The organism is Bacteroides sp. 3_1_23 (assembly GCF_000162555.1).
Classification (GTDB): Bacteria; Bacteroidota; Bacteroidia; order Bacteroidales; family Bacteroidaceae; genus Bacteroides; species Bacteroides ovatus.
Genome location: NZ_GG774950.1, coordinates 136,540 through 158,215 on the forward strand (window position 1 = coordinate 136,540; position 21,676 = coordinate 158,215).

At 43.3% G+C, this 21,676-nt stretch carries 11 protein-coding genes; 4 read left to right on the top strand and 7 right to left on the bottom strand.

Going from position 1 to position 21,676, the window contains the following annotated elements; all coding sequences use genetic code 11:
- Positions 1–12: 12 nt before the first annotated feature.
- From HMPREF9010_RS12035 to HMPREF9010_RS12020, 4 genes are all read right to left on the bottom strand, one after another.
- Entirely contained in the window at positions 13–1,404 is a 1,392-nt protein-coding gene (locus HMPREF9010_RS12035) for a TolC family protein (protein WP_004307480.1), read from the bottom strand.
- Between the two features lie 11 nt (positions 1,405–1,415).
- Positions 1,416–4,847: an efflux RND transporter permease subunit gene (locus HMPREF9010_RS12030; RefSeq protein WP_008649037.1), complete on the bottom strand. Its 3,432-nt coding sequence runs from the start codon at positions 4,845–4,847 to the stop codon at positions 1,416–1,418.
- A gap of 16 nt (positions 4,848–4,863) precedes the next feature.
- A complete protein-coding gene (locus tag HMPREF9010_RS12025; protein ID WP_004298346.1) occupies positions 4,864–6,039 on the bottom strand; it encodes an efflux RND transporter periplasmic adaptor subunit in 1,176 nt (391 codons plus the stop codon).
- Between the two features lie 183 nt (positions 6,040–6,222).
- The gene (locus tag HMPREF9010_RS12020; protein WP_008649038.1) at positions 6,223–9,330 is read right to left on the bottom strand and encodes a glycoside hydrolase family 2 TIM barrel-domain containing protein; all 3,108 of its coding nucleotides are present in this window, start codon (positions 9,328–9,330) and stop codon (positions 6,223–6,225) included.
- 484 nt (positions 9,331–9,814) lie between these two features.
- On the opposite strand from HMPREF9010_RS12020, the gene HMPREF9010_RS12015 reads away from it, so the two are divergent.
- The 4 genes from HMPREF9010_RS12015 to HMPREF9010_RS12000 are packed head-to-tail and all read left to right on the top strand — an operon-like array spanning position 9,815 to position 19,211.
- Complete coding sequence (locus HMPREF9010_RS12015; protein ID WP_004298342.1) at positions 9,815–12,940, top strand: SusC/RagA family TonB-linked outer membrane protein; 3,126 nt, start codon at positions 9,815–9,817, stop codon at positions 12,938–12,940.
- 11 nt (positions 12,941–12,951) lie between these two features.
- Positions 12,952–14,748 carry a RagB/SusD family nutrient uptake outer membrane protein gene (locus tag HMPREF9010_RS12010; RefSeq protein ID WP_004298340.1) on the top strand — a complete coding sequence of 599 codons (1,797 nt, stop codon included), beginning with the start codon at positions 12,952–12,954 and terminating at the stop codon, positions 14,746–14,748.
- A gap of 27 nt (positions 14,749–14,775) precedes the next feature.
- Positions 14,776–17,547 carry a SusC/RagA family TonB-linked outer membrane protein gene (locus HMPREF9010_RS12005; protein WP_008649039.1) on the top strand — a complete coding sequence of 924 codons (2,772 nt, stop codon included), beginning with the start codon at positions 14,776–14,778 and terminating at the stop codon, positions 17,545–17,547.
- Between the two features lie 8 nt (positions 17,548–17,555).
- On the top strand, positions 17,556–19,211 hold the full coding sequence (locus HMPREF9010_RS12000; protein ID WP_004298337.1) for a RagB/SusD family nutrient uptake outer membrane protein: 1,656 nt from the start codon (positions 17,556–17,558) through the stop codon (positions 19,209–19,211).
- Positions 19,212–19,307: 96 nt separating this feature from the next.
- Here the strand turns inward: HMPREF9010_RS12000 and HMPREF9010_RS11995 are convergent, their stop codons facing one another.
- From HMPREF9010_RS11995 to HMPREF9010_RS11985, 3 genes are all read right to left on the bottom strand, one after another.
- On the bottom strand, positions 19,308–19,784 hold the full coding sequence (locus HMPREF9010_RS11995) for an HU family DNA-binding protein (RefSeq protein WP_004298336.1): 477 nt from the start codon (positions 19,782–19,784) through the stop codon (positions 19,308–19,310).
- A 333-nt stretch (positions 19,785–20,117) separates the two neighbouring features.
- On the bottom strand, positions 20,118–20,462 hold the full coding sequence (locus HMPREF9010_RS11990; protein ID WP_004307475.1) for a hypothetical protein: 345 nt from the start codon (positions 20,460–20,462) through the stop codon (positions 20,118–20,120).
- Positions 20,463–20,938: 476 nt separating this feature from the next.
- On the bottom strand, positions 20,939–21,550 hold the full coding sequence (locus tag HMPREF9010_RS11985) for a DsbA family protein (RefSeq protein WP_004307474.1): 612 nt from the start codon (positions 21,548–21,550) through the stop codon (positions 20,939–20,941).
- Positions 21,551–21,676: the final 126 nt, after the last annotated feature.

Consider the following 21,676-nt stretch of genomic DNA (forward strand, 5'->3'; position numbering starts at 1 on the left):
ATATGTTTAAAGTTATTCTTCTCTTCCACCACCCAGTGCCTGGTAAAGGCTTACTACTGCCTGCATTCGATCAAAGCAATCAGAAACCTGAGAGATTTGTGCGCTCAGGTAAGACTGTTGTGCAGACAATACTTCCAGGTAGGTTGAGGTCCCTAAGTTAAACAATTCTTTTGTATCTTCCGAAGCTTTTTTAGCAGATTCTACCTGCATTTGGCGAGATTCTACCTTTTCACTGGTCTTTTGGTATAAACTTAGCGCATTGCTAACCTCACTACCAGCATTCAATAAGGCTTGTTGGAAAGATAATTTCGCTTGTTCTTCCTGCGCTTTAGCAGCTTTCAGGCGAGCGATGTTCTGTCCGCGGTAGAACAATGGCTGTGTCAGTGAACCGACAACAGAGGCCAACAATTTGCCGGGATTAACGATTCCGGCTCCTGAATTATTTGTCCATCCTGCTGAACCGCTAAGTGTGATTTGCGGATAGAAAGCGGCACGAGCCGAGTTGGTATTATAATAGCAACTAGCCAATGACATTTCGGCTGCTTTTACGTCCGGGCGATTGGATAATAGCTGAATAGGCACACCGGCGGAAAGTTCGGTTGGAAGTACTTGTGCTTCCAATTCACCACGCTTGATGGCATGGGGAGCCTCTCCCAAAAGAGTAGACAGTGCATTTTCCGTTTCGCGGATACTCTGCTCGATATCAGGAATACTGGCAAGTACCTGTGCGTAAGCGGCTTTACTTTGTTCTACACCAGCTGAATTGATGCTATACATGGCCGCATCTTTCATGGCTTCCATCGTTTCTGCATTCTTTTTCAGAATTTCTGCTGTAGCCTTGGTTATTTCCAACTGGCGGTCCAACATCATTAATGTATAATACATATTGGCGACGTTAGAGATAACCTGTGTCTGTACTGCCTGGCGGTAAGCCTTAGTTTGCTTCAGAGTAACCTGGGCACTCCGTTTAGCATTCAGTAGCTGACCAAACAAATCAATTTGCCAACTAGCTGTGACAGGTAATGAATAAGTTTTTGTAGCTGCGTTCTTGTCGAAGCTGCTAATCGTTCCTTGCGGAGACAATCCCAGTGACGGAGCATAAGCCAAACGTGCCGACATCAGGGATGCTTCTGCCGCTTTCACATTCTGTGCAGCAGACAAGAGGTCCGTATTTTGTTTCAGTCCTGCTTCGATGAGTGACTGGAGTTGCGGGTCGGTGAAGACTTCTCTCCACGGCAGATTTCCGAAGTTAGCTGTATCCGAAGCCAGTGTATCATTATCCGCTACCGGATCGCGATACAGGCCGGAAGTAGTGATATCTTCGGGTCTGTCATACGACTTATAGATGTGGCAGCTGCTCAAGAGAGCAGTTGCGCACAACATATATAGAATCTGTTTCTTCATATCGAATTTCATTATTTAGCGTATTGTTCAATCTCTGTTACGGCATCTGCATTGTCAATATCTTCCCATTCCATCGGTTTAACTTTCTCTTGCAGATACTGGAAGATAACAAACAAGGCAGGAACGATGAAAATTTGGCAAATCATACCGATTAACATACCACCGATAGAGGCAGTACCTAGTGTACGGTTACCGTGGGCACCTACACCGAAGGCAAACATCAACGGAAGCAAACCGACTACCATCGCCAATGATGTCATCAGAATCGGGCGGAGACGAGCACCGGCACCCAATACAGCTGCCCAAGTGATACTCATACCCATCTTGCGACGATCTAGGGCGAACTCTACGATCAAGATGGCATTCTTCGCCAACAGACCCATCAACATGATTAACGCGATCTGCATATAGATATTGTTTGACATCGTACCCAGAATCATCTTCAATGCCGAAATATTACCGATAGCACTTACACCATTCACAAACAGGAAACTGCCTAACAGACCGAACGGAATGGATAATAATACGGCCAATGGAAGAATGTAACTTTCGTACTGTGCACTCAACAATAAGTAAACGAATACAAAACAGAGTACAAAAATCAGTCCGGTAGCACTTCCGCTACTTTGAGCCTCTTCACGCGCCATACCTCCTAGTTCATACGTATAACCGGTAGGCAGGTTTTCTTGAGCAACTTCGGCAAGAGCCGTCAATGCCTGACCGGATGTATAACCACTTGCCGGAGCTACCATTACTTTCATAGAGGTATAAAGGTTGAAACGACTAATAATATCCGGACCATATACTTTCTCCACAGAAATGAACTGGGCAATCGGGGCCATCTCGCCTGCACTATTACGCACCTTGATATTTTTTAAAGATTCCAGGTTTTTGCGTGATAACGGATCTGACTGAATCATAACACGATACATCTTACCGAAACGATTGAAGTTGGATGCATATAAACCTCCGTAATATCCTTGCATAGTAGTGAGGATATCGCTCGGGCTGATACCTGCTTTTTTACAAGCTGCTGCATCGATGTCGATCATGTATTGCGGGAAATTCGGGTTGAAGGAAGTCTTTGCCGAATTGATTTCCGGACGTGCTTCCAGTGCTGCCGTATAATCATTAACCACATCGAAGAATTTGTTCAGGTCACCACCGGTCTTATCTTGCATATTGACCTCAATATCCGTAGATGCCGAGTAACCCGGGATCATAGGAGGAGCGAAGAACAATACCTGTGCTTCTTTAATAATCTTTTGTGCACGCATATATAAGGAACCGACTACAACGTCTGAATTCTGTATCATGGAACGTTCGTCCCAGTCTTTCAGTTTGATGATGAAAGAACCGTATGATGGTCCCTGGCCACCGATAAAGCTGAATCCGGAAATCATGGTACGTGACAATACCGCAGGATCGGAAGCGATCAGACTGTCTACACGTGCCATGATTTTTTCAGAACGGTCTTGAGAAGTACCCGGAGGCAATGTTACTGCTCCCATCAGCGTTCCGGTATCTTCATTAGGCACCATACCTGTCGGAGTGGTGTTCATGAAGAATACAAGTATCACAATGGAAGCGACAACTAATCCCATAGACAACCATTTCTTCTGGATAAAGAACAGTACTCGTTTCTTATAACGTTTCAGGATTGATTCGTATGTATCGTTGAATCTGTTTTTAAACTTCTTCGTACTCATTCCGATCAGTGCCAGAATACTAAGCACTACGAAAATTGCAGTGACTATTGGATTGATACTGAACAAACCAAAGATCATGCCGAGAATGGCAATAAGCGTGAAAGTAAGTGTAATTCCCGGATGCAACATCTTTCCGATAGCCTCGGTATATCTGTTGATCATGGTTGTATGGGCTGCCGTATAGGCTACTTTCATGCGTTCTTTCAATGTGGAGTCTTCCGTTGTTCCGTCTTCTTTTTTGTGAGGTTTCAGAAGAACGGCACACAAAGCCGGACTCAAAGTCAATGCGTTCAATGCGGACAGACCGATAGCGATAGCCATAGTCATACCGAACTGACGATAGAATGTTCCTGCTGTACCTCCCATGAAACTTACCGGAACGAATACGGCCATCATGACCAACGTAATAGATACGATAGCACCACCCAATTCATTCATGGCATCGATAGAAGCCAGACGGGCAGATGTATAACCTTGGTCAAGCTTGGCATGCACACCCTCGACGACCACAATCGCATCGTCGACCACAATCGCGATAGCAAGCACGAGCGCACATAACGTCAACAAGTTCAAACTGAATCCTACCAGGGACAGGATGAAGAAAGTACCGATCAGAGCTACCGGAATGGCGATAGTCGGAATCAATGTCGAACGTAAATCCTGCAAGAAGATATACACTACGATAAACACCAGGATAAATGCTTCGATCAACGTCTTCAATACTTCATGGATAGAAGCGAAGAGGAAGTCGTTGGCATTCATGGAGATGTTCAGTTTCAATCCGGTAGGTAACGTTTTTGATGCTTCATCCAACAATGCTTCAATATCACTGATGGTCTGTGTCGCATTGGTTCCTGCCATCTGGTATACGATACAAGTCACAGATTTGTGGCCGTCTACCCGGTTGGTAAAGTTATATCCCAAACGGTCCAGCTGAATTTCTGCTATATCTTTCAGACGGAGTACTTCACCGTCAGGAAGAGATTTGATAACGATATTTTCAAACTCTTCAGGCTGTTGCAAACGTCCTTTATAGCGGATAGTATATTGGAAAGTTTGGTTACTTCGTTCACCGAACTGTCCTGGAGCAGCTTCGACATTCTGTTCTGCCAGAGCAGCGGAAACATCACCGGGAACGAGCTTGTATTGTGCCATGACATCCGGTCGTAACCAGATACGCATAGAATAATCCTGACCTAAAACGTTGGCATCACCTACACCCTGTACACGTTGAACTTGAGGAATCAGGTTGATCTTAGCATAGTTTTCAATAAACGATTCGCTATAGGTATCCGTCTCGTCATAAAGAGAGAATACTACCAACATGGAAGTCTGGCGTTTTTGAGTGGTTACACCGACTTTAGTTACTTCGGCAGGCAGCAGACCTTGTGCCATAGAGACACGGTTTTGTACATTGACGGCGGCCATGTCCGGATCTGTTCCTTGTTTGAAATATATGGATATATCACCGGAACCCGTGTTTGACGCAGTTGAGGTCATATACATCATGTTTTCTACACCGTTGATTTGTTCCTCCAACGGAGCAATCACGGAATTCAATACGGTCGATGCACTGGCTCCCGTATAGGTGGCTCTTACCGAAACGGTAGGAGGCGCGATGTCCGGATACTGCGTGATAGGCAGTGTCGCCAATCCGATAGCCCCCAGGATGACTATCAGGATAGAAATAACGGTTGATAGTACCGGACGGTTAATAAATCTATCTAATTTCATAATGATTATCTGATTATTAGTTGAAGGCTGTGGCTAAATTACCGTCGTGTTGGTCTTTCAAATGTTGTTGATAGTTTGCTTCTTTTTGCGCCGGTGTGATAGGCTGAACCTTCTGGCCATCTTTCAGGTTTTGTACTCCTTCGATTACGATTTTATCTCCTGAATTCAGACCGGAAGTAACCAAGTAGTCTTTTCCGTTATCCAGATTGAAGATTTTGATTTCTGTATATTTTACCGTGTTGTCCGGTTGCAGAACATAAACGAACTTCTTATCCTGGATTTCTACTGTTGCAGACTGCGGTATAGTGATTACATTCTCCATAGCATAAGGAATCAGAACGTTTGCAGTACCTCCGCTACGCAATACATGTTCCTTATTCGGGAAGATGGCACGGATGCTTACCGAACCGGTAGATTGGTCGATAACGCCTGTGATAGCATCCACTTTACCCTCTATATCGTATGTGGAACCATCGATTAATTGTAGTTTGATAGTCGGTATTTTGCTGATTTCTTCTTTGATAGTGCTACCGGACTTGGTCATTGCCAGCAATTCCTTTTCTGTCATTGAGAAGTATACATATACTTCGTCAATCTCGGAAACAGTAGTCATCGGTGTAGCGATAGAAGGGCTTACCAATGCTCCTACACGATAAGGGATATTGTTGATAACGCCATCTGACGGACTTTTAACCTGTGTGAATGACAAGTTCTGTTGAGCAGTGGTCAGTTGTGCTTTTGCTTGTGCCAGCTGGGCTTTGGTCTGTGCCAGGGAGTTTTCTGCCATTGCCAGGTCATAGTCACTGATGATTTGCTTTTTGTTCAACTCTTTCTTATTGTCATACGTCATCTGTTGAGTGCTCACTGCTGCTTCTGCTGTAGCCACTGCTGCTTTGGCAGTGCGTACAGCTGCTTCGTATTGAGTCGGATCAACAATGAACAACACTTGTCCTTTACGTACAGCTGCTCCTTCGTCTACACAGAGTTTTGTGATGAAGCCTGATACTTGGGGGCGGATTTCTACATCTTGTTTACCTTTGATGGTAGCCGGATAGGCAGTTGTTAAATTAGCGGTCGTCTTTTGTAACTCTTGTACTGCATATTCAGGAACCTTTCCTGTGTCATTGCCCTTATTGCCACAACTTGACAAGAGGGCTACGCAAAATGCAAATAAAACAATTCTACTTTTCATACTTATAAATATCTGTTTTTTAATTTAATGCATTTGTTGCCAGTGTGCTGTTCGTCCATATAGATTAAGGAGGTTAAGGAAGAAAAAGCCGGAAACTAATTCGGTTAAATTAGTTTCCGGCTGCAAAAGTACTTTAAATTCGGTATTCTTGTTCTCTGATACCGTGTTTTTTAACTATGTTTTTTACTTTATTTTATGATATACAGGAGTCATAATAAAACTTAACTCATAATCTTGGTAAGGAAGACGGTATTTTTCCAGTGGAATGGCTCCCCAACTGTTCACACAAGCAAGTCCCGCTTGTGCCTTATCGATACAGAAATTGGTGAAGTCTGCCTTTTCTACTTCCGGTGAGTGACGTTGATCTTTACCGTCACCGTCATCCAATGACTCGATGGTATAATTCAGGGCAGAAGCAGAGAAAGGAGCATCCGATATGAATTGCAATCCGTTACCACTAATGTTCAGAAGTCTCCACCAGCGGATATCCGTTTTGGTTCCGGTTTCCTGCGGGCGGATGTAAGGATAGAATTGTTCTTCCACCGTCTGGCGGTATTTGCCTAACATGGCTCCGTGGTTACGGTCAGCATAGTTCTCTCCCGGACCACGACCGTAGTACTCTACCTCGTTGAAGTTGACAGGCATTCGCATTTGCATACCGAAGCGGAACATGTCAGAAACCTTCTTACTCTTGTCTGCCATCATCTTTTGGGTAACTTTCACTGCTCCCTTGTTGTTAATGGTGTAAGTCAGCGATAATGTTCCGCCAATCGACTTCATGTCATATTCTGCACGAACCACTGCCTGATCGTTTTCAATAGCATGTTTCAGAGAAGTCAGTTTCAGTTCAGGATTCTTCCAGGCAGCGTATTTATGTTGCAGTCCGGCTCCGAAATCATTGTCGGTCGGTGCACGCCAGAAGTTAGGAGTCAGTGCGCTGCCGTCTTCCATCAGTTGCATGCCGTTGACGTCGTAGCGACAAAGGTAACCATTGTGCTTATTGAAGTCCATAGAGAAGTTTTCACCTTTCACAATCAGGTAATTGCGGTCGTTGTCCAAAATACTGGGCACGATAACCGGAATGTTGGAAGCCTGTTGATTTTCCAGTTTCAGTTCCGGTGCTTTGTAGTCGCGGATGCTTAACTGGTCGTAAGCGATAGTCGTTCCTGCCGGCAGCAACGTTTCGGCGGCTTTCAGTTTATAGCTCACATTCAGCAACAATTCCTTGCAAGGACAGATATTCTTCACGTCCAACGGAATTTGCACTTTCACAGTTTGCTGGGGTGCAACTTTCAGGTCGGACACGATGCCTGTTTGCACTACTTCCCCGTTTGCCAGTAATTGCCATTCCATATAATATGCAGAGAGGTCGCGGAAGAAATATTCGTTGAAGATATTGATCTCACCTTTGGCAAGATCTGCAGGAGTAGTCCATATATCCTGATAGAAATAAGCCACTTCGTATGCATGCGGATTAGGCACGCGGTCGGGGCTGATTAAACCGTTGTCGTTGAAATTGTTGTCCGAAGCGTCGTATTTGTTGAAATCACCGCCATAACCATAGATATTTACTCCGTCTTTGTTTTTCCAGTGGCAGGATTGATCTACAAAGTCCCAGATAAATCCGCCCTGATATTTCGGATATTTGCGGATGATGTCCCAGTATTCTTTGAATCCTCCCTGTGAATTACCCATAGCGTGTGCGTATTCGCATTGGATTAACGGCTTTTGGATGTCGCCTTCGCTATATTTGATACAAGCGTCGTAGTCATAATACATCGGGCAGAAAATATCGGTGAATTCGCTGGTTCCTGCTTGTTCATACTGTACGGCACGTGTCTTGTCTTCGTTCTTAATCCAAGTGTAGCATTCCTCAAAGTTCGGTCCCATGCCGGCTTCGTTGCCCAGTGACCAGAAGATGATGGACGGATGGTTGTATCCGCGTTGTACATTGCGTTGGTTACGCTCCATGTGAGCTTTAGCGTAACTCGGGTTCTTTGCCAGTGTCTGATCGCCGTAACCCATTCCGTGAGATTCTACGTTGGCTTCGGCCACTACATACAGACCATATTGGTCACAAAGGTCATACCAACGGTTGTCGTCCGGATAATGACAAGTACGTACAGCGTTGATATTCAATTCTTTCATCACTTTGATATCCTGCAACATACGTTCGAGAGAAACGACATAACCGCCGTCCGGGTCCATTTCGTGACGGTCGGCTCCTTTGAAGAGTACCGGTTGCCCGTTGACGAGTATCTGTCCGCCTTTCGGCTCAATCTTGCGGAATCCTACTTTAACGGGGATTACTTCTACTACGTTGTTGCCGTTTTTCAGTGTAGCGGTCAGCGTGTAGAGATTAGGCGTTTCGGCAGTCCATTTGGCCGGGTTGGAGATGGATAGGGTAGTGTTTAATTTGCCAGAGCCTTTCAGGTCGGCAGTTGCTACACTGTTACCTTGAGTATCTGTCAAGTCCAAGGCAACTGTGCCGCTTCCTTTCAGATCAACGGCTATGTTCAGCGTACCGTCTTTATATTGGCTATCCAAATCTGGAGTGAGGCGAATATCCTGGATGTATTTCTTGTCACGTGCGTAAAGATAGCAGTCACGTCCTACGCCAGAGTAGCGGAAGAAGTCCTGATCTTCCAGATAACTGCCGTCGCACCAGCGGAATACCTGGAAAGCAATCACGTTTTTACCCGGTTTCAGGTAGTTGGTCAGGTTGAACTCGGCTTCCAGTTTGCTGTCCTCGCTATATCCTACGTAACGTCCGTTCACCCAAAGGTACATGTTGGAAGTTACCGAGCCGAAATGTGCAAAAATCTCTTTGCCTTTCCAGTCAGCAGGAAGGATGATTTCTTTCCGGTAAGAGCCTACATGATTGTTTTCTGTCGGTACTTGCGGGGGATTGTTTTTGAATTGGCTTCTCCAGGCATATCCTACGTTGACATAGATAGGATCACCGTAACCGTTCAACTCCCAAACGCCAGGCACCTGAAGGTCATCCCAACCTTTGTCGTTGAAATTAGTTTGATAAAAATCGGTCGGTCGTGCATCTGCATGTCTTACCCAGTTGAATTTCCACGGACCGTTCAGGGTCATGAAATTCGTTGAATTTTCTTTAATGCCGGCTTTAGCTTCATCAGCCGATGCGTAAGCAAAGTAATTAGTGTGCATAGCGGAGCGGTTTACGGAATTCACTTCCGGGTCTTTCCACTCATTGAAGCTTTGTGCTTGAATTGCTGTCAGTCCCAATGCAGCCAAGCAGCAAGAGAGTAGTTGTTTCTTCATGGGTTTTTGTATTAGGTTTGAATTTCGGGAGTCAAAGATAGGGAATAATTTGATTAATAAAGGAGAATAATAAGTCTAATAGGTATGTCAATAGTTCAATTTTAATTTATTTATGAACTATTCAATGGAGTCTGGTAATGGTATGTGGAGTTGGCATAGATTTACGGTGAAAGAAGAACTTGGTAAATTAACTTTTTGAGTATCACCTCTCGAGTATGGTAAAGTCAAGAAGAAACGATGAATAGGCTGTATTTTTCTAGCGTGACATCCTGATACTATGAGTAATACAGCTAATTTTAATGCTTTTTATTTCTTATTTTGTACTATTTTGTCCCTTTTTAGTATGATAATTGTATCTTAAAAACTATTACAATCACTTAATTTGTGGCGAGTGTTTTTAACAAACCTATTTCAAATTCTTAAATTTATTATTATGAACAAACTGACGAGACTAAAAAGATGCAAGAGGTGCATCAGTACGTTAATGCTTATGTGTTGTTCGCTCTTGGCATGGGCGCAAAATACAGTAACGGGAACTGTATTGGATGAATCTAACTTAGAGGTGATTGGTGCCAATGTAAAGGAAAAAGGCACGGCCAACGGTGCTATTACTGACATGAATGGTGTTTTCCATTTAAAAGTAAGCAATCTTCAAAAAGCAGTTCTGCAAATTTCGTTCATGGGATATGAACCTCAAGAAGTGCCATTAAATGGACGCAAACAACTGAAAATTATTTTAAAAGAAACGGCCAATGAACTTCAGGAAGTTACAGTTGTGGCCTATGGTACACAAAAGAAAGAAACTCTGACAGGAGCTATTTCTGCTGTAAACAATGAAGCGTTGATACGTTCGCCGAATGCAAGTGTGGCCAATTCCCTGGCGGGTCAGATTACAGGACTCTCATCCGTCCAGACTAGCGGTCAGCCGGGACAGGAAGACCCTAAGGTGTTTATTCGCGGAGTGGGGTCCTTGACAGAAAGTGCTTCCTCTCCTTTGATTTTGGTGGATGGTATAGAACGTTCGTTTTATCAAATGGACCCGAATGAAATAGAGAGCGTGACGGTTCTGAAAGACGCTTCTGCTACTGCCGTGTTCGGTGTGCGTGGTGCAAATGGCGTAATTTTGGTGACTACACGTCGTGGTAAGGAAGGCAAAGCGAAAATTTCCGTAAATTCTTCAGTTGGTATCCAGATGCCCACCCGTATGCTTGAAATGGCAGACAGCTATACGTATGCTACTTTAAGAAACGAGATTATAACAAATGACAAACCAAATGCTACCGAGAACGATTTGGTGTTCAATAATTATGCAGTTGAACGGTTCAGATTGAATGATGAACCTATTATGTATCCCAGTATCGACTGGAGAAAGTATCTGCTTAATAAAACATCTATGCAGACACAGCATAACCTGAATATTTCCGGAGGAACAAAGGATATACGTTACTTCATATCTTTAGGTTTCTTATATCAGAATGGTCTGTTGAAACAGTTTGAAGGAGTGGGGTATGATAATAATTATAAATACAAAAGATACAATTATCGTGCGAATTTAGACTTTAATGTAACTAAGACTACCACGCTGAAGATTGGTATCGGCGGCATTGTAGGTAACCGGAATGAGCCGATGATTAATGATGCGACTAATTCGATCTGGACACTGATTAATCAGACAACTCCGTTCAGTAGTCCGGGTGTAATTGACGGACAACTCATAGTTACCCCCGAGGAACGTTTTGATAATAAAATAAATCTGGGCAACAGTGCTTTGCCTAAATGTTATGGAACGGGTTACTCAACTGCTATTAATAATACGATGAATCTGGACCTTCTGTTAAATCAGAAGTTGGACTTCATAACCAAAGGATTGTCGGCGGAAATAAAAGGTGCTTATAATACGAGTTATGGTTTTACCAAAAAGCGTAAAGGGCAAGTGGAACAATTTATGCCTTTCTATCAATCTTCTTTGGAAGATCCGTCACTTGGTTATGATTCGCCAGATTTCAACAAGAATATTGTTTATAAGATCAAAGGAGAAAATAAGAGCTTGCAATATGAGGAAACTTCCTCGCGGGCACGAGACTGGTATCTGGAAGCAAGCTTGAGATATAACCGTAAGTTTGGTTTTCATAATGTCGGGGGATTGTTCTTGTACAATCAGAGTAAGAAATACTATCCCGCTCAATGGGTGGGAGTACCGTCTGCTTACATCGGTTTTGTAGGCCGTCTGACGTATGATTACAAATCCCGCTATATGGCAGAAGTTAACTTCGGTTATAATGGTTCTGAGAATTTTGCTCCGGGTAAGAGATTCGGTGCGTTTCCTGCCGGTTCCATCGGTTATATCCTGTCGGAAGAGGCCTTCATGAAAAAACAGAAGGTGGTTGATTATCTGAAATTCCGTGCTTCTGTCGGCTTGGTCGGAAATGACAATCTTGGAAATAACCGCTTCTTATTCCTGCCGGATTCTTATGATGTGAATCTGAGCGGAGTAGACGGGTGGAATAACAATAAGTATGGATTCAACTTTGGTTATAACAGCAAGGCGTTAATTCTGGGTGCATTGGAGAAGCGTCTGGGCAATCCGAACGTGACTTGGGAAACTGCGCTGAAACAGAACTATGGATTGGACGTTCATTTCTTGAAGAGCCGTCTGAAAATCTCTTTGGACTATTTCCTCGAAGAACGTAAGGATATTCTCATCAATCGTAAGACAGTACCTTTATTAACGGGGTTGACTTCATCAATTCTACCTGCTGTAAATATGGGTAAAGTGAAAAACCGTGGATATGAGGTAGAAGTGAGGTGGAATGACAAGATCGGGCAGGTTCAGTATAATGTTCAGGCAAACGTTTCCTATTCAAAGAATAAGATTATTTTCCAAGACGAAGTTGAGCCTAATGAACCTTATATGTGGCGGACAGGAAATCCGGTCGGGACACTCTTCGGGTATGTGGCGGACGGTTTCTATACAGAAGCGGACTTCGGAGAGAACGGCAAACTGGTGGCAGGTCTGCCCGATCCGGGTGTGTCCGTGAAGCCGGGTGATGTGAAATACCGGGATTTGAACGGTGATGAGGAAATTACTTCCGACGACCAGACTATCATTGGAAACCCGACTCGTCCGGCTTATACATTCGGATTGAATTATGGTATCAATTACAAAGGCTTTTTCCTGACGATGAACTGGACTGGTGCTGCACAACGCTCTTTGTTGCTGGACGGAGCTTTCAGAGAACCTTTTGGTAATGGTAAAATCCGTGGTTTGATGCAGTTCCATGCAGATACGCGCTGGACACCGGAAACGGCTAATACAGCTACTACACCGCGGTTTACAGAGACAAATGCAGTCTATAATATGCGTTCCTCCTCTTTGTGGGTGCGAGACGGTTCTTATTTGAAGCTGAAGAATGTGACAATAGGATATAACTTCACAGATAAGAAGATGTTGAAGAAACTGGGTATCCAGCAGTTAGGTATAAAACTGACAGGCTATAATCTGCTGACTTTTGATAAGTTTGACATCATGGACCCTGAATGTAATCCGAATAATGCGGATTCTTACCCTATCATTAAAATATATAATTTAGGTATTAATCTAACCTTTTAATAGTGCTGACAATGAAAAACTATAAAAAATATATAGGCTGTCTTTCTCTCTCTGTATTGACACTGATAGGGTGCGAAGACCTTAAATTTGGAGAGAAATTTCTGGATAAGCCGATAAGTAACGAACAGAATATCGATTCTGTTTTTAACAAAAAGGTATATGCTGAGCAGGCACTGGCGGAAACTTATCATTCCCTGCCGGATTATCTGCCGATGCAAGGACGTCTGGGATATGGCGTTCTGGAAATGCTAACCGATCTGGGTGACTGGACGAAAAAGGGAGCGCCTAAATTCTATACAGGAACAGTGGACGGAACAAATACATATCTGGAACATCTTCCATATCGGTTGGATGTCGCCAGTGCTACGATAGGAGTAGGGCCGGTTTATGGTATTCGAAGAGCCTACATTTACATTGAGAATGTGGATAGAGTGCCGGATATGACTGCGGATGAGAAAGCGATAGGAAAAGCGGAAGCGCAAGTAATCATTGCCTATCATTATTCTCAAATGCTCCGTTATTATGGTGGTATGCCGTGGATAGACCATGCATATACGGCAGAAGATGCGATGAAATTTCCTCGTATGACAGTGGAAGAAACCGTACAGAAGATTGTTGGATTACTGGATGCGGCAGCCTCTGTACTGCCTTGGCAAGTGAATGCAGATAATGACGGACGAATGACGGCTGCTTCTGCTTTAGCGTTAAAGTCCAGGGTGCTTCAGTTTGTGGCGAGTCCTTTATTTAATGCTGAAAAACCCTATCTGGAAGGAGATGCTTCGTCTCAATTCCTTACCTGGTATGGTAACTATTCACCGGACAGGTGGCAGAAGGCGTTGGATGCCGGATTAGAATTTATGCGGGCTAATAAAAAGAACTCGGACGCTTATCAACTGGTGAATACAGGTAATCCCCGCGATGATTTTGCAGCAGGATATTTCAATCGCCATAACGGTGAAGTTTTGATTTCTTCCAGAAGATTCACCACTTATGCTACGGGAAAGCTTCCGTTTGCCCAGGTGCGTTATGGAGTTGCTTCTCCTACATTGACTTATGTCGATATGTTTCAGATGAAAGACGGAACAGAATTCGACTGGAACAATCCGGACCATAATAAATTCCCTTTCTTTGATAAGGACGGAAACCCCAGAAGAGACATCCGCTTATATGAAACGGTTGCTGTGAATGGAGATAAGTTTAAGGGCGCCCAGAAAGTGCAGATTTATGAAGGAGCCACCCAGGCGCCTTATAAAGACGGACGAATGAGTTACAATGGGGTTGCCATGAGAAAATTTATACGAAACTTCAATGACGAAGTGAATGGCAAATTTTATTCTTGTCCGTTGATCCGCCTTCCGGAGGTTTATCTGAATATGGCCGAAGCGATGAATGAATTGAATAAGGCGGAAGTCCGTGATGAGTTTGGCAATACGGCTTATGATTATCTGAATAAAACCAGACTGCGTGCAGGTATGCCTGCGATTTCGGCAACAGATGTTCCGGCTGGTAAACCTTTGCGTGAAGCGATATTACGCGAAAGAGCCATTGAATTCGGCTATGAAGAAGTACGCTATTTCGATCTGGTACGTTGGAAACGCGCAGATATATTTACCGGACAATTGTCACGTCTGATTATTAAAAAAGCGGCCGGTGAGCCAAGCGGCTTTTCTTATGCCGTATCTCATGCAATGGCGGAAACGCGTCAGTATGCAAAACCTGAAAAGTGGAACGACAAGTATTTCCTGTTGCCTCTGCCTATAGATGAGATAAACAAGAAATATGGATTGATTCAGAATCCGGGTTGGTAATAATCAAATCGTTGAACAATAAGAAGAATGATTATGAATAAATCACTTTATATCGTAGCTTTCTCGTTGGCATTTGCCACTACGGGTATAGCGCAAAATAATGAAGGACAAGATAAGGTAATCGATCTGGGCACACAGACGACCACCGAATTACGGAAGACACAGGCTGTCTCTACCATTTATTCGGATGAATTAGATAAAAATGCTACCACTAGTCCTTACAATGCCATTTATGGCCTGTTGCCGGGATTGAGTGTGATGCAGAACACTAGTTGGGGCACAGATAAATCTCGTCTCAATGTGCGGGGACGCGGTTCTTTGAATGGAGATACACCTTTATTTGTAGTAGATGGTTTTGCACGCCCTCTCGAATATATCAACCTTTCGGAAATAGAATCAATATCCGTTTTGAAAGACGGTGCTGCTACTGCTCTTTGGGGAGGCAGAGGCGCTAACGGAGTGGTATTGATAACTACCAAACGCGGTATATATAACCAGAAGGATATAAAAGTAGACTACAAGTTCGGTTTAGGCTTACCTGTTAATCAGCCGGAATTTGCCGATGCTTATACCTATGCCAAAGCCCGTAATGAAGCATTGAGATATGATGGCTTGCAACCGGACATGGATGAGGCCTCTTTCCTGTCCGGAGGCAATAGCGATCTTTATCCGAATGTGGACTGGCAGAAAGAAGCGTTACGCAATCATACGACCAGTCATCAACTGGACATCACTTTCCGCGGAGGTGGCAAGCGGCTTCGTTATTTCAGTGTCCTCAATTACAAAAACGATATGGGACTGCTGAATAGCAAGTACACTGATTATACAGATCGCTATAACTCCCAGATGAAGAAATACTTCCTCAATCTTCGCATGAATCTGGATGTGGATATTACGGACGCGACAAAATTGAAATTGAGTATGCTCGGTATGCTGCGAGAGACCAAGCGTCCCACCACATCGGAAGCTACTTTGTTTGAACAGATTTTCAACACCCCGTCCGCCGCATTTCCCGTGCAGACACAGAATGGATTCTGGGGCAGTAACAATGTGCTGAAAACAAATCCGATAGCCAATCTGGCGGACGTCGGTTATTATAAACTGAATCAGCGTATGTTGCAGGCGGATTTGCGGTTGGTGCAGGATTTGTCTGTATTGACTCGCGGGTTGAGTGCGGAACTCGCTATTGCTTATGATAATAATGCGACCTATCAGGAAACAGCCAAGAAAAGTTTTATGTACCAGACCATTGAAAAAGGCACAGACGGAGAACCGATTTACACGAATTACGGAAATCCTAACGATGAACTGGAAATCAGCAACAAAGGATTGGCCAATCAATACATACATGCCAATTTTGAAGCGAAGGTCAATTATCACCGGACATGGGATAAACATGATTTTACGGCCAGTGCTATGTTTCGTCAAGAATCAATGACGTTGACAGGGGCTAATAACAGTCGTTACCGTCAATACATCATCGGAACCGCAGGTTATAATTTTGACAACCGTTATATGGTGGATATCGTAGCCAACTGTTTTGGCAGCAGCGTATTGGGGAAGAACGACAAGTATCGTGCATATCCCGCCATTTCTGCCGCCTGGATACTTTCGAACGAGAATTTCATGAAAGAAATTTCTGCTTTTGATTATCTGAAACTTCGTGCTTCTTACGGACGCTCCGGATATGATATTTATGATTATGACATGGATAAGCAATATTGGGTAGGAAGCGGTGCTTACTATTTTCAGGCCGGAAATACTTCTGCCGGAAGTAGCCTGAAGGAAGGAGTGTTGGCAATGGAACAACTGGATCTGGAAGTTGCGGATAAATATAATATCGGTTTGGATATGAGCCTGTTCAAGGGACTGACTTTTTCTATTGACGGTTTTTATGACAAGCGCACTAATATCCTGATTGACGGAAGTGGGCTGATCTCATCGGCAATCGGGGTTACTATTCCGCAGATGAATGCAGGAAAAGTGGAAACAAAAGGAACGGAACTCTCTGCCATGTGGAAAAAGGAATACAAGGACTTCAACTATTATATCGGAGCCAACTTCTCTTATGCCAAAAGTAAAGTCGTAGAAAATGGTGAGGGATATCAGCCGTATGGCTATTTGTCTAAAAAAGGTTACCCTGTCGGGCAGTGTTTTGGCTGGGAGGCTATCGGTTATTTCAGAGATGAGGCGGACATAAAGAGCAGTCCTGTGCAGAAATTCTCGGAAGTACGTCCGGGTGATGTCAAGTACAGAGATCTGAATGGCGATAACGTGATTGACAACAATGACCAGAAGGCGATAGGATATTCCACTGCCATACCGGAGATTTATTATGGCATTAATTTGGGATTTGAATATAAAGGTTTCGGCGTGGATGCTCTGTTTCAAGGAGTAGCCCATTATAGTGTGATGTTGAACACTGCCAGCGTATACTGGCCGTTGAGAAACAACACGAATATTTCCAGCTGGTATCTGAACGACAGAATCCGCTGGACGGAAGAAACGAAAGATATCGCAAATGTCCCCCGCCTGACTACGCTGGATAATGCCAATAACTTCAGAAACAGTACACAGTGGTTGGAGAACGGGAGCTATTTCAAACTTCGTAACTTGAATGTCTACTATAATCTTCCTTCCTCTTGGGCGAAGAAAGTGAAAATGGAAAAGATTCAGGTATATGCGAGAGCTAACAATCTTTTTTCGCTCGATCATGTGAAGTATATGAACAGTGAAGATCTGAAAATCAATTATCCGGATATGACTTCCGTTTATTTCGGGTTGAATATTAACTTCTAAAATGTGAAATGACCATGAGAAAATATATCCTTTTATATACAGGTTTGCTATTATCCGTATCGGGGTGTAGCTTGCTCGAATTGGACGAATCGACAGGCTTGGACAGGGAAGAGGCCTATTCCTACTTTAGCAATGTGAAAGGTTTGGCTACCTACGTTTATAGCCAGTTGCCCGGAGATCTCGGAGTGCTCGACGGGGCTTTAAGGGAGTCTGCAACGGATAATTCTGTTTATGTCTGGAGTGATAATAGTGTTCACGACTTTTATAACAATGCCTGGAGTCCCAACAATGCAGTCGATAATATGTGGTCGAAGTGCTATGGAGCTATCCGTTCCGTCAATTCATTTCTTGAAAACTATTCACAGGAAAAACTGGAGCGTTTCCGCTGGAACGACACGTATGAAGAAGACATTGCCAAAGCTACCATGTATCGTGAAGAATTACGGGTGTTGCGAGCTTTTTATCTGTTCGAACTGGCTAAACGATACGGTGATATTCCACTTTTGACACGTACGTATGCTTTGGATGAAATCAACGGCGTGGAAAAGACTTCTTTCAATGAAGTGATAAAATATATCTGTGACGAATGTAGTGACGCGGCCAAAACTCTGCCTGTCAGTCATCAAGACTTTTGGGCGGAGACGGGACGTGTGACCAAAGGTACAGCGTTGGCATTGAAATCCCGTGCTCTTCTTTATGCGGCGAGTTTGTTGCATAATCCCGCACAGGATGCCGATAAATGGAAAGCGGCTGCCGATGCGGCTTATGCTATCATAAAAGAGAACTGGTACAGTTTGCCGAAGACGAATGTAGATCCTCTGTATGACAAGAATGGTGGAAACGATGTGTTGAAATCTCCGCAATTAATTTTTGAACGTAGAAATGGGGAAAGCTTTGATTTTGAAGCTAACAATTTGCCTATCAGTTATGAAAAGGGGAAAACAGGCAACGTGCCCACCCAGAACCTGGTGGATGCCTTCCAGATGACTAATGGAAAAGACTTTGACTGGGAACAGATTACACCGGGGCAGAATCCGTATGAAGGCAGAGACCCGAGATTCTATAAAACGGTGCTTTGCAATGGCGATACATGGATGAACTCGACCATCCAGTCTTATGAAGGAGGAAAAGACGGTGCTGGAACAACCGGAGCGACTACTACAGGTTATTATTTGAAGAAGTATATGAATGAGACTGTTTCTCTAGCTCCTTCCAATGAGAAAAAGAAACCGCACCATTTCATCATATTTCGTTATGCGGAAATTCTCCTGAACTATGCGGAAGCAATGGATGCCTGGAAAGACGCTGATTATACGGATAATGATCATCCGTTGTCTGCACGTGCGGCACTGAATCAGGTGCGTGCTGCTGCTGATATGCCCGCCATTACAACAAGCGGCAATGCGTTTACTGAAAGCGTCCGTCGTGAAAGACGAGTGGAACTTGCGTTCGAAGACCATAGGTTCTGGGATATCCGCCGTTGGAAAATCGGTGATAAAACCAAAGCTATTTATTGCATCAAGATCACTATGGAAAACGGCTTGCCTGTTTATAAGAAAGAATTGCTTGAAACACGTAACTGGGATGATAAGATGTACTTATATCCTATACCACAGACTGAATATTATAAGAATCCTAATTTAGGTCAAAATACAGGCTGGTAACTATGACTAAGCGAACCCTAAAAGTTTTTGTCTAACTTTTAGGGTTCATTTTTATGGGAAGAAGTCCTTTTCTATGTGTGGTCCCTTGTTCCAGTTTTATGCTGCAGGATCCGGGGCCTCACCGCTACCGCCTTCGTCCGGATTTTCCGGTTTATTTCCCCCTCCATTTCCGGAAGAGGTGCCGCCGTTTCCTTCCGTCTTGTAAATACTTACATTATCCAGCATATCCTTAAATTTATATCCCGGCGTAAATACAATTTTCACCCGACGAACGGTATCGGCATCTACATCTTTTTCCTCTTTCTGGCTTTTGCAACTCATGCCCGGACGGAAACATCCGAAGTCACCTAATTGCACAGACAATCCTTTGTTTAGGTTCGTGTTCAACGCATCAATCAGTGCGTCAATCACGTGTTTCACTGCGCCTTCGGGAATCATACCGAACATGGATACTTCCTTGCATAAATCTCTGAAATTTACCGTATTGGTAATTACATTCTGTGCTACATACTTTTCAGTCTTTGTTTTGTCAAAGCCGAAAACTCTTTTCTTGACAACATACTTTAATGCCATAGTCTTTCTTTTTTTAATAGTTAGTTAATCTGTTTTATTGTTGTTTTGTGATCACGATGCAAAGATATGGTTTCCGAAATTCATGACCAAGCTGAAAAAGAATTGTGCGTTAATAAATTAGTTAATAAGTAGAATGCTGCTGTATTGGGGAATTTTATGTAAAAAAGATTTGGCAGAAAGATAGAAGAAGAGGATGCCGATTAAGATATTGGGGTATCAAGTGTGGGGAAGGCATCCTCTTCAAAGATAGAACGAAAGGACTACTTGCACAAGCAATCTTTTTCGCTTTGTTGTCTATCTTCTATATATACTGGTAAGGGTTATGATTCTGAATTATTCCGTGTCTTCTTTGGTTCGCAGGCTGACTAACTCTGTCCACTTGCTTATACTTAAGTCGAACCCTCCTTTCTCCAGATGTTGGAGGGCGGTTCTAAAATGTCGTATTACTTTTTCTGTATCATTGGTTGTTTTATACTCAAGCTCTCCAAGTGCATATTCAAGACGTGCCATTTGGATGTAATCTAACAAGGTATAGTTTTCGTCAACGGATAAAGTTGAAAGATAGTTCAACAAGTCAAATGCTTTTTCTCGTTCTTCATCTGATAAGTTGGAGATGGGGCGGCGCGCGATAGGGTGCTGCATTACTAGAATAATGTTTTCTTTCAGGTCGTCGTACATATCTTTGTTATGTTTGTCGCATCATTTCCCTGTGGTGCGCGGTTTAAAAAAAGAGAGCGTGGGAAACTACCAACTGTACGCCAACCATAGGCTCGGCAAAGACCCTCCGCGACATAAGTGATAGTCCCACGCCCATTGGGTATATAAACAAATTATATACAGAAGTGTGCGCGAGACCTGACATCACTTATTGCCATTCGCGGTAAATTTTTGCCGAATTTATGGTTGAATGCAATAAATAATCGTTCTCTATAAAAAATAAAATGTTCCTCTCTACGTATGAAAGGAAACCGCTACAAAAGTAGCAATAAATATTGATAAAGCAAGTAATCTTGTTTTATAATTTCATAGATAGTTCTGATTTACTAAAAGTCAGTATAAATATGATTAATATAAAAAGAACCCTACACTGAATTATTGTTTTTTTGTTCAGTTCAGAATTGGAATTCTAGGTAATTCTGCTAGATGATTTTAACTTAACTTTCTGTTTTCTTTGCATAAACCACCTGTTTGCCTGTTCCATAACGGATTAAGAGTCCACGTTCGATAAAAGCATTCAGTTCTTTCAAAGCACGTTTTTTGTCGTGTCCTGTCAATCGGCTATAGTCGGTGCGGGTCAGGCAGGGATATTTGTTCAGATGCTGGTTGATTATTGTCAAACATTCTTCTTCACTGTGCCCTTTCCCATGGTGACGAGTCATCGATTCTCCACGTTCTAGTCTCATTTGCTGGCCTACTTCTTTCTTAAACTGGCTGCCTACCCGGAAATTGACATTCTTCAGCTCAATAGATTGTGCGTGCACATCTTTTTTCTTCATTACACGAGGTCCCTTTAAAGACACTGAAAAATATCCGATATCTCCCAGTTCCACAATCCATCCGTTGGCAATCAAATCTCTCAACTCGTTTTGGAAAGACTGCATGGCGCCCGCCAGTAAACTGCGGCTTATTCCTGTGAATTTGTGTACACGGTCTAGAAATTCTTCCTGATCGACGGTTCCTTTGAATACTACGCGGGGATGAAGCGGTTGTGCGTCGCCTGTTTGTTGAATGTCAGGCGTGTCGTAAAGGTCATATTGTATACTCATATTCGTTTTTATTTAGTGTAGGCACATTGATAAATCCGTTTGCCTATCCGGATTTACTTCACTTGCTACTTTTATTTCGTTCCACTATAGTTTCTCTTTCGTCCCACTATAGTGCTCCGCAAGGGA